Source organism: Rhodopirellula maiorica SM1 (assembly GCF_000346295.1).
Classification (GTDB): domain Bacteria; phylum Planctomycetota; class Planctomycetia; order Pirellulales; family Pirellulaceae; genus Novipirellula; species Novipirellula maiorica.
In genome coordinates, this window is sequence record NZ_ANOG01000732.1 from 1 (window position 1) to 11,633 (window position 11,633).

Sequence of the window (11,633 nt, forward strand, 5' to 3'; positions counted from 1 at the left end):
ACTGCAGCGCGGATGCGATCGCTTGTTTGCACGTCAGATGAAAGCGAATCATTTTGTCTTGATCGCTGATGGTGACTTTCCCGAGGCCGACGAAAACGTCACTCCACGACTGGCCGAGCATTTTGTCCAGTGGATGATGAATCCGCCGGTCGTCTACCTGCGAGCTCCCCAAGGTTTCAACGTGCAAGACACTGCTGATCTCGAAGTGATTGCCGGAGACTTTCCCGAGGAGATTGCGTCGACGGTCCAGGCCGGGCTTTCGCAATTGGTCGCTTTGCAAAGCGATGCGGATTGTTGGGAGCGGATTGCCACCCCACAGCGATAGTCGGCATCCAGATTTTACGTAGCACAATCGACAGTGGACGAGGGTAACTCTTTGGGCAATGTTACGCGTCTATTGCCCAATCGGAGCACTGAGGGAATGCAGCTCGACTCCCGCTGGCGATCGTAGATACGCGATCAAATCTCGCCTCTGCTCCGCTGTCAATTGTTCTAGCATTCCCTCGGGCATCATCGACAAAACTTGATCCAAGATCGCGAAATCCTTCGATTACCGTCGTGTCACGAAAGAGCGTCCCCAGCAATTTTGCCGAACGCTGTCGAGAAAATAGTTCGGATCACGCTGCACCGTTTCATGCTCGCGCCCACATTCGACCCGGCCTTTGTAGTACAATCCTGAAGTCTATAGTGTAGCCCCGACCCTCCCGTGTTGCCCCTCCCCATGTTGCCCGTCCCGTCGATGCTGTGAAGCATTGAACCCCCGTGTTTTGCGAGGTTTTAGCGTAAGAGCGCAAGCCCTCCGGTTCCTCGTTTCGACTAAAACACCGGAGGGCTCGCGCCCTGCCGCTAAAAAATGCTTCACAGCGTTGCCTACTCCGTGGCGAACCATTCAAAAATTCGCTGTCGTTTACTGCGTGCTTTGCCAATCGCGGGAAACGTCACCTTCGGAATCGTCCGTAATGTGAGAAACGCGACGGTGAATAATTGTTTGTCATTTCCATCAATAACGTATGAAAAGGATTTTTCGTATGAGACATCGCTGTCTTGCTGCAATTGTGTTCGGTTTGGTAGTGGTGGCCGACTTTTCGGTCAACGCGCAAGAGTCGGGGGCATGGCAATACTCACCTGATTTGCTGCAGCCGTTCTGGAACAGCAATGTTGTCGAAGACGAATCCGTTCTGTTTCTTCGCGAAAACCGAACCGAAGATGCGGTTGGCAGCGTGCTGTTTCCGATCAAAAAGATCGTTTCAGTTGAAAGTTCCTCCGGCGAGATCACCTACGAAGCGGGAGTGGACTATCGCTTTGAACCCGGTGCTCGCCAGATCGTTATTCCGGTCGGATCGCGGATTGTGACAAGCACTTCGTCGGACCTGCGGCGTCCCGCCAATTCTCAGCGGCATCGACTCACACACCGCGATGGCAACGGAGAAATCCTGTTTGGCGCGAAGCTCGAGTATCACCAGATGCAGACGCGCGTCACCTATGAAAAGATGAGTGACGATTGGCCGGTGCAGATGCCTGCGTTTGATCCCGCTGTTCTGCCGAACACACTAAAAAAACTTCGTGACCGCAAACCCCTATCAGTCGTTTTGCTAGGGGACAGTATTTCGACGGGGTGTAATGCGTCCGGTTGGGGCAATGGGGCTCCCTATCAACCGGCATACCAAGACCTATTGGTGCAACATCTTCGGGCTCATTATCAGACCGAGGTGACGCTGACCAACTTGTCCGTGGGAGGCACGTCGACTCCTTGGGGAGTGACAATGATCGACAAGGTCGCAGAGCACAATCCGGACCTCGTGATCCTGGCCTTTGGCATGAACGATTCCGCAGGCCGCTCGGCAAAGGAATACGGCCAAAACACCGCGACGATGATTGCCAAAACGCGAGCTCTGGTACCCGAGGCTGAATTCATCTTAGTCGCATCGATGCTGGGAAACCGAGATTGGGTCACGCTGAAGCATGACGTGTTTCCCAAATATCGCGACGAATTAGCGGAACTGCGTGAACCGGGGGTCGCGTTGGCGGATATGACCAGTGTTTGGGAAGAGTTTTTCAGGCGAAAGAAAGATGCCGATCTGACAGGCAACGGCGTCAATCATCCCAACGATTTTGGCCATCGCGTTTACGCCCAAATCCTGTCCGCTCTGCTTGTTGATCCAAGTCTTGCGGAAGCAAAAGATGATGAGTTTAAGGTTGGGATGGCGCGGGTCAATATCACGCCCGACTATCCAATCCTGTTGAATGGATTTCTCAGCCGTCAGCAGGTCTCTACCGGCGTGCGGCAACCGATCTGGGCAAAAGCAATGGCGATCGAGGGTGACGATCCCAATCCCTTGATCCTGATCACCGTCGATACGCTTGGTATTCCCGCAGAGATTCACGCCGAGGTATGCAATCGATTGAAGCGGCTGGGGGTCGAACCCACGCGAGTCGCGATCACGGCGACGCATACTCATACCGCTCCGATTATCAATGGTTGCGCCCCAAACATCATGGCGCGAGATTTTACTCCGCAAGAACAGAAAGCGATCGATCAGTATACCCGTGAATTTACAGACCATCTAACCGCGGTGGCAACGTCGGCTTTGAAAAACCGCCACCCCGCGACACTTCAGTGGTCCGTGGGAAAGGTCGAATTCGCAAAAAATCGGCGAGACAATGACGGGCCGATTGATCACGAATTGCCTGTGTTAGCGGTCCGCGACGAAGCGGGCACGCTGATCGGCGTCTACACAAGCTATGCATGTCACTGTGTCACCTTGGCCGAGCGGATGATCGGCGGCGATTGGGCCGGATATGCAGTGTCACGGATCGAGAACGCTCATCCTGATTGCATCGCGATGTGTTCGGTTGGTTGTGGCGGAGACCAGAATCCGAGCACTCGTGGCAGCGTTGAAATCGCAATCAGCCAGGGCGAATTGATCGCCGCCGAGGTATCGCGATTGCTGCAAGGCGAAATGACTGCGGTACAAAACAACATTCGCGTCGGCCACGCGGAACTAGATCTTCTGCTGGATGATCTGCCCAGCCAAGCGGAATTCACGGAACGTGCAAAACTGGATACGCCCCTGGGTTACCACGCCAAAAAACAGCTTGAAAAAATCAATAGCGGTGAACCTCTGCGAGAATCGATCGACTATCCGGTTCAGGTTTGGTCGTTCGGTGATGCGTTGAACATGGTTTTCTTAGCGGGTGAAGTTACCGTCGAATATGGTATCGAACTCAAAACGCAACTACCGGATCGTGGCGTATGGGTGAACGCTTACGCCAATGCCTGCCCTTGCTACATTCCCAGCGAGAAAGTGTTGCAGCGAGGCGGATACGAAGGCAGTGATTCGATGATCTACTACGACCAACCCACCAAGCTTCGCCGTGGACTTGAAAAGCAGATTCTGTCGACGGCAACGGACCTTTGCCGTTCGCTTGTGGGAGACGTCGGAAACACGCCAGTCTCGACGGACGCGGCAACTGGCAAATCGCCACAGCAATCGCTGGGGTTGCTACAGCTTGCCGATGATGAATTGACCGTCACGCTTGTTGCCTCCGAACCACTCATCGCATCCCCGGTCGCGGTTGATTTCACTGCTGATGGCAAAGTCTATGTTGCTGAAATGTACGACTATCCCGCCGGTATCGATGGCAACTATCAGCCCGGGGGACGGGTGCGTTTGCTGACATCCAGTCGTGATGATGGTAACTGGGATCAATCAAAAGTCTTTCTTGACGGCATCCCATTCCCCACCGGTGTCACGGTATGGCGAGATGGGGTCCTGGTATGTGCAGCACCCGACATTTTATATGCCGAAGACCAGGACAATGATGGACGAGCGGATTTGGTCAAAAAACTGTTCACCGGGTTTGGCGACCAGAATTACCAAGCTCGCGTCAACAGTTTGGAATATGGACTTGATGGTTGGGTGTATGGATCATGCGGCCTGTTTGGCGGGAAGATCACATCGCTGTTGACGGGAAAAACGATCGAATTGGGCAACAGCGACTTTCGCATACGTCCGGATACAGGCGAGATCGAACGTGCCGTTGGTCGCACGCAACAAGGCCGGGTCCGCGACGATTTCGGTAACTGGTATGGATGTGACAATACGAAACTCGGTTTCCACTATCCCCTCGCGTACCACTATTTGTGCCGCAATCCGCTGGCGTCTCCCACCTCGGTTCTAAAGCATCTGCCCGCGACTTCTGCGGATGCGACATTGGTTTCCGCGAGTCGCGACTTGCAACTCTTTGAAAAGTCGGGGCAAGGCGGGAAAGCGACCGCAGCTTGTGGCATCGGGATTTACCGCGATCGTTATTTGGGGCCTGCATACACAGGTGGTCTGTACACTTGCGAGCCAGTCAATTTGCTTGTCCATCATTTGCAACTTTCGCCGAATCGGTCGTCGTTTTCTGGATCGGTAATTCCGTCGGAACGAAAGCACGCATTTTTGTCTTCGACCGATCCATCGTTTCGGCCGGTTCAGGCCCGTACCGCTCCCGATGGGACTTTATGGGTGGTCGACATGTATCGCGAAGTGATCGAGCACCCAAAGTGGATCCCGCCAAGTTCGCTTGCGAAAGTCGATGTTCGAGGCGGAGCCGATCAAGGCCGTATTTACCGCGTTTCTCGAGCAGGAGAATCCGCTGTGTCATGGCCTCGGTTGGATAAATTGTCGGCCAATGAACTCGTGGCAACGCTGGAATCCAAGAACGGGTGGCAGCGTGATATGGCAATGCAGTTGTTACAGTGGAATCAGGCGGTTGATACGGGACCGGCACTGAGAAAACTGGCTCGCGAGTCAACTTTGCCGGCGGCTAGAGTCGCGGCACTTTCGCTGCTGACAAATTCAGGAATACTAACGTTGGATGACGCGGTTGATGCTTTTGAGGACGACGACGCGAACGTGCGTCGCCATGCAGTGCGAGTCGCCGAAACGCTGGCAAATGGCGACGCGGTTGTCTCGGCTACGGTGCTCACCAAACTTTTGCCGCTCGCTACCGACTCCGACGCTCACGTGCGATTACAAGTAGCGTGCTCTTTGGGACAATGGCAGGACATTGCGACTGGCGATGTCCTGGCAAACATGTTGCTCAACAATCCTGATGATTCATTCTTAGACGCTGCGATTATGAGCAGTCTTCACAAGGAAAACGTCGATAGGTTTGCCGAACATTTAGTCGAACAGAGCGGTCAACTTCATCGGCACGCGGTTCGCACGTTTCCCGTTCTGTTTGCGATGTGTAGCGACGCGATCAAGGCTCGTTTGGCTCTCGCCGTCAGCCAAACATCGTCACAGCGATTGGAATTGTGGCAGTGGAAAGTTTTGCCCACCGTGCTGGAACATTTCGAACGACACGAGGAGTTCCGCCAGGCATTTAAGCGGCAAAAAGGCGATGAATTGATCGAGCAATGTTTGCCATTGGCGATTCAAACCATCGTCGATCAAGACCAGGAGGTGCCCCTTCGCGTCGCCGCGTTACACACCTTACATCATTTGCAAATCGAAAAGGACGTGACTATCGACGTGGTTGCGCAAGTGCTCAATGCACGAAATGCAAGTGAAATACAGTTGGCGGGCGTGACCGCGTTAGCTCGAAACGATTCGCCAGACTCCACCCAATTAATGATCGGTAAATGGGATCAAGTTTCCCCATCGGTACGCGCCGCAATGTTAGACGCCCTGACCTCGCGAGTCTCCTCGATTGAGCTGTTGTTAGAGGCGATCGGTCAATCTGAAATTCGTGCGTCAGAAATCGATACGGCATCACGTCAGCGAATCTTCGCCGCTGGCGGTGCAAAGCTGAAGTCTCAGGCCGAGCAGGTGTTTTCAGGGGAGGTGAACGCGGACCGGGCAGTCGTGATCGCCGAGTATTCTGGTGTTTCAGAATTACAGGCCAATGCATCGCGTGGTAGCGACTTGTTTCGGAAGCATTGTGCGACCTGCCACCGCTTCAAAGGGACTGGCAACGAAGTTGGGCCTGAACTGGAAGCCTTGGCGAGTAAACCGGTCGAATTTTTTCTGCAAGAGATACTTGATCCGAGCCGAAATATGGACACGCGTTATGCAACCTACGTGGCGCTCACCGACAGCGGTCGCATCGTCACCGGCTTGTTGGCGGCCGAGTCCGGATCGGCAATCACGCTGCGACTGCAAGAAGCAAAAGAGGAAACGTTGCAGCGATCCGAGCTGGAAGATTTCCGTTCGAACCAGACGAGTTTGATGCCCGAGGGTTTTGAGAAGAGTCTGGATCCACAGCAGATGGCCGATTTGATTCATTACATTCGTTCCGCGCCACCGTCACCTAATTAAGAAGAAGACAGGCACATTTCGGTAGTCGCCAAATTATCTTGTTTGCCAAACAAAAACTATTTCGACCAACAGACGGATTCGGCGATGAGCTCGAAGCAACACGTTCCCCCGACTGACATCCCCGAGCTCGAAGAACTGATCAGCCGTCCGACTGACGCGGTGATCTCGACAATGCTTCATCTGTCGGGCGATATCCTCGTGCTCGGTGCCGGAGGCAAGATCGGGCCGTCGATCGCTCGCATGGCCAAGCGGGCTTCGGATCAAGCGGAGACGGCACGACGTATTATCGCGGTCTCTCGCTTCTCGGATTCGGCGAGCCGGAAACGGCTGGACGCAATCGGAGTCGACACGATCCAGGCGGATTTGCTCGATACGGATCAATTGGCGGGATTGCCGGACGCAGAAAATGTCCTCTATCTGGCAGGGCACAAGTTCGGAGTCACCAATAATCCGTCGCTGACTTGGGCGATGAATAGCTATTTGCCGGGGACCGTGATGCAGCGGTATCGCGATAGCCGCGTCGTCGCCTACTCAACCGGTTGTGTCTATGGACTGTCCGATTTGACGCACGGCGGCGCGGTCGAAAGCGATCCGCTGAATCCAACGGACGAGTACAGTATGAGCTGTGTGGGACGCGAACGGATCATTGAGTATTTCAGCCGCGTCCACAACACTCCCACTTCGATCCTGCGGCTGAACTATGCGGTGGAACCTCGCTATGGCGTCTTGGTCGATATCGCCAAGATGGTGCTCGCCGAGCATCCGATCGATGTGACCATGGGGCATTGCAATGTGATTTGGCAGGGTGATGCCAATGCGATGGCGTTATGCTCGCTGGCGCATGTAAGCAGCCCACCCTTTGTGGTGAACTTGGTTGGCCCCGAACTGGTCACTGTTCGCGGGATCGCCGAATCGTTCGCGAAATTGTTTGACAAACAAGTGCGTTTCGTTGGTACCGAGTCACCCTCGTGTCTGTTGACCAATGGGCAACGCTGTCACGAGATGTTTGGGTATCCTCAAGTACCGGTGCAGACGGTGATCCAGTGGACCGCGGATTGGCTATTGCGTGGCGAACCGACGCACGACAAACCGACCGGATTTCAAGTACGTGATGGCCAATATTGATTCGCGATCGCTTCTCCATCCTGCAATTTCACAGCATAGATAGAACCGATGACTCAAACATTGTCGCCTGCGATTCACAACTTGCTTCTCGACGGCATCGCGATTCCCGCCTGTCCATTAGCGTTGACATTGCAGCGGCGTTTTGATCCACGTCGCCAGCGAGCTTTGCTGCGTTACTACACCCATGCAGGTGCGGGGGGCGTTGCCGTGGCGGTTCACACAACTCAGTTTGAAATTCGCGATCCTAAACATGGATTATTGCGACCGGTGTTGAAATTGACCGCCGAAGAATTACAGAACGCACAACAGCGTCACGGCCGACCCATCGTACGAATCGGAGGCATCGTGGGGCAAACCGAACAAGCGATCCAGGAAGCTCAGGGGCTGAGTGATTTGCAGTACCACGTCGGGCTGCTCAGTTTGGCAGGGCATCGTTTGGATGGGCATCGTTTGAATGGGCATCGTTTGAATGGGCATCGTTTGAATGGGCATCGTTTGAATGGGCATGACCAACGCAGTCATGATGAGTTGATTGCACATTGCCGCCGCGTTGCCGAAGTCATTCCGTTGATGGGATTTTATTTACAATCCGCAGTGGGAGGTTGCGAGCTACCCTACTCGTTTTGGCGACGTTTCGCGGAAATTGAAAACGTGGTGGCGATCAAGATCGCGCCTTTCAACCGCTATCAGGCGCTGGAGGTGGTCCGCGCGGTGATCGATTCTGGTCGCAAAGATATCGCGTTATACACGGGCAACGATGATAACATTATCTGCGATTTGTTGACCGAATTTGTGTTGCCGACGCCCGCGGGTGAAAAGCGAATCGCGTTCTCCGGTGGATTGCTCGGTCATTGGGCTTGTTGGACACAGGCGGCGGTTGCGCTCTTGGAACGTTGCAAACAGTTCCGCCGGTCTGGGGCGATTCCCGCTGAAATGATGACGATGGCGGCTCAGGTCACCGATTGCAACGCGGCGTTGTTTGATGCCGCCAATGGGTTCCGCGGCTGCATCGCTGGGATCCACGAGGTATTGCGGCGGCAAGGATTGCTCGAAGGAACATGGTGTTTGAATCCCCACGAAACCGTCAGTCCGGGGCAAGCCGACGAGATCGACCGAGTCTATCGATCGTATCCGCACATGCATGACGACGCCTTCGTCGCCGAGCATCTCGACGAGTGGCTGCGGTAGCCCCATAACAAGAACCGCCGAACAGGAAATTCACGCCAATATCAGCAGGGGTTATAGGATAACAGTGGCGGATGATAGTAAGGGCCTCATGCCGCCAATTTACCCCGCCAAGGCAAACCGCTCTCGCCGCTTCTTTCCTCTCGATAGCGTGATGATTGTCTTTGGCATAAACACGATGCCCAATCATGTTGAGATCACCGGAAACTCTACGACTTCGCATAGAAAACGATGACGCGTTTTCGCAGGCTGCAAAAACCTCTGGCGAATCATAGAGCTCTGCAAACCGGTGGCATGATTTTGTCGACATGACTACGGCGTTGCGGAGTGTTATCATGCGACACATACTATTTTTTTCACAATGATACAGAACACGATCATCACTGCAGGCATAGCTCGTTGAAGGAATCTGGGCACTATTCGATCGCTGGGTTCTTCTTTCAGCTACTTGCTTCGGCTAGTGACGCGTTAAAGCTCTACTTTAGCGACGAAAGCAAGGACGAGCCGATAGCGGTTTTCTCGGTTGAGAAGCTCGGTCAAGATGGCGTTATTAGGCCGATTTGCGGCAACAGTGGCAAAATCAAGCTGATTCAGTATAAGTATTCGAGCGAAGGTAGGATGCTCGGCCCGAACGATTTACGCAAAATCCTGGAGGCGTTTCGCAAGAGCGTGGAGGCATCCGGTCTACCGGCCAGGGATTTTGAGTTTTGCTTAACTACCAATCGTGTGCTCGATGCTGAAGCAAAGGCTTGGATGAAGACGGGAAAGTCCAAAGAGAAGTTCAAGGTTTATTTGCACAAGAATCTCAGTGTTGATTCAGCCAAGGAGTACAGACACACCGTTCTGTATCCGATCTTTCGCAGCATGGAATACGACCACCGCGATCTTGCTGCGTGCGAGAATGAGATCACTAAGATCGCCGACCGTCATGGCATGCATGACCACGAAATCCAAGCTGGTATCAATACCATTGTCGGATTCCTGAACGAAGTCGCTCGATCTTCCGGCGAACGCAAGGTCAATCGCCAGTTGTTGCTCAAAAAACTGGTGGGCCACTCCGACCCCGTTAGTCTTACAAGTGAGCGATCGCTTGGCGTTCAGTTAGATGCAGTGAAGCTTTACAAAGATCGAGAGACTCAACGAACCATAACAATTGACCGCACTGTATATAATGACATTGCTAATGCAGCGAGGTGCTATCCATTTGTCCTTGTTCAGGGTGAAGGAGGGTGCGGAAAATCAGTCGCCGTGAGCGAAGCGGCTCGACTCAATCTTGAATCACGTGAGCATCCACCCGGTTTCGCGATTGTCGTTAAAGCTGCTGAATTGGGTCAAACGAGCATTCAGTTGGCAGTAAAGAGCTGGCGCAAGCAAGTCGAAAATCCTGACCAAACTGAGTGGGAACTATCCATTGCCCGCTTAAGACGAGCCAAGCCGGATCCTCCGATTTTGGCAATCTACGTAGATGGAATTGATGAACGACATGGTCTTCAGGGGCTACCTTCAGAAGCTAGAAGCGTCCTGAGCAGGCTGATATTCGATGCAACCACCATTTTCGCAACGATCATGTGCCGCGATTTAGCGTTATCGTTGTGTGCCGAAATCACGCGGACTTACGTGGGCTCGCTTGTGGGTTCGCGTTTGCCGAGAAGCCCATCTCGTTCTCGGTCGCGGAGTTTGAGCCTGACGAGATGTTGACGCTTGCCCATAACCTGAAGTCAGAGGTCGGAAGTCGAATCAAAAGCCACCTTCGCTTGCGTTATAGCCACCGTGACGATCATGCTCCTTCTGCAGACTCGCCCGTCGAGCCAAGCCGTATGGATGTCATCCGTCATCCTGTCCTATGGCGATACTTTTCTGAAATGAGCGACGATGACAAGCATGAGTTCCTGGATGGGAGACCTGATGCTCTCGCGAAACTGGCAAGTGAGTATATTCAATGGTTCTACGCAAAGATCGAGGAGCGAGTGGGGCCGCTGGCGTTGAATGCCGCAAAGACTGCGTTGAGTAAAAGCGCAAAGCGATTCCTCGACGATCCTACACGAGATGGTTTGATGTACGAAGATTGGCTGGCTCCATGTTCCGAGGCGCGGTGCCCCGAGATTCATCAAGAACCTGTTTTCAAGGAAGCGGTTTCCGCTGGCGTAGTCGAGATGCAAGACGAAAATCGACAAATATGGAAATGGAAAAGACCTTGGCTGTGCGAGTTTTTTGCCAAAGGAGTGAGCCTAAATGTCTTATGAATTGACAGGAAGAGAAGAAATCCGACGCCAATTGTCTCAGCGGCTGGAACATGCAAGATCGCTTGACGATGTTCGCGACCTCTTTGCGGACGTCCTGGCCGCGTCCGATGCGGTGGGGCATGGCCATGCCGTTAACCTTGCCAATTCTCTTTGCACGGCAGCAGCAAGTGCTACTCAATCCGCCCCAGAGCGGGTTGCGGAAGTCGTCGAGTTCGATGTATTGCCGTTCGTTGTCCTCGAAGAGGATGGCGAAAAAGACTCTCCCAGACTTACAATTGACCAGCAGTACCTGCGAGAGAACATTCGCGAGTGGGTGTACCAGTATCCATACGCTGCGATGCGCGAGGTTCGTAACGATGTTCTGAATGTTTTGGAAAAAATCATTCGGACCGAACCGCGTGAGCCGTACTTCTGGTGTGTTGCAAAAATTGGATATCGTACTGAGACGCTCAACAATTTGTTTTGGGAGATCGTAAAGTCTGGCGGAGAGCATGCTGAAACAGCCGCATCTGCATTGATTGCCACGGGCTTGGATGATGAAGAACGTTCTACGATTCTCGATTTAGCAGAAACGCAGATCAAGGAGAATGGAGGCACCCATCTTGCACGACTTGCAATTCAGGAGATCGTCGGTCCAGATAGGTCCGACATCGCAATCAAGTTTCTTAAATCGGCGCTCTCGGAGGCTGGCAGCGACAATGGAATCGAGAAAGGGATCGTGGTCAGCGTCGCAACTCGGGCTGTCGATCGCTGTGCGGACAACGACTCGATT

Annotated in this window: 8 protein-coding genes; 7 read left to right on the forward strand and 1 reads right to left on the reverse strand. The window is 53.4% G+C overall.

All coding sequences use genetic code 11. From position 1 onward, the window contains the following. The coding region (locus RMSM_RS23610) for a hypothetical protein (RefSeq protein ID WP_040769168.1) at positions 1–325 on the forward strand (325 nt) is incomplete at its 5' end. A 69-nt stretch (positions 326–394) separates the two neighbouring features. On the opposite strand, the gene RMSM_RS41240 is transcribed toward RMSM_RS23610, so the two are convergent. Continuing rightward, a complete protein-coding gene (locus RMSM_RS41240; protein WP_008702430.1) occupies positions 395–532 on the reverse strand; it encodes a hypothetical protein in 138 nt (45 codons plus the stop codon). 496 nt (positions 533–1,028) lie between these two features. Here RMSM_RS41240 and RMSM_RS23625 point away from each other — a divergent pair, with 496 nt between their 5' ends. The 6 genes from RMSM_RS23625 to RMSM_RS23650 all read left to right on the forward strand — a co-directional run. Further along, a complete protein-coding gene (locus RMSM_RS23625; protein WP_160168355.1) occupies positions 1,029–6,308 on the forward strand; it encodes a neutral/alkaline non-lysosomal ceramidase N-terminal domain-containing protein in 5,280 nt (1,759 codons plus the stop codon). A gap of 84 nt (positions 6,309–6,392) precedes the next feature. Then, a complete protein-coding gene (locus RMSM_RS23630; RefSeq protein WP_040769174.1) occupies positions 6,393–7,433 on the forward strand; it encodes an NAD-dependent epimerase/dehydratase family protein in 1,041 nt (346 codons plus the stop codon). Positions 7,434–7,481: 48 nt separating this feature from the next. Then, positions 7,482–8,621, forward strand: coding sequence for a dihydrodipicolinate synthase family protein (locus RMSM_RS23635; protein ID WP_008702439.1), 1,140 nt, complete (start codon positions 7,482–7,484; stop codon positions 8,619–8,621). 396 nt (positions 8,622–9,017) lie between these two features. Continuing rightward, complete coding sequence (locus RMSM_RS23640; RefSeq protein ID WP_040769170.1) at positions 9,018–10,316, forward strand: hypothetical protein; 1,299 nt, start codon at positions 9,018–9,020, stop codon at positions 10,314–10,316. Between the two features lie 164 nt (positions 10,317–10,480). Then, positions 10,481–10,861, forward strand: coding sequence for a hypothetical protein (locus RMSM_RS23645; protein WP_040769171.1), 381 nt, complete (start codon positions 10,481–10,483; stop codon positions 10,859–10,861). Then, a partial coding sequence (locus tag RMSM_RS23650; RefSeq protein WP_008702445.1) for a hypothetical protein occupies positions 10,851–11,633 on the forward strand: 783 nt, incomplete at its 3' end. The genes RMSM_RS23645 and RMSM_RS23650, both read left to right, overlap by 11 nt.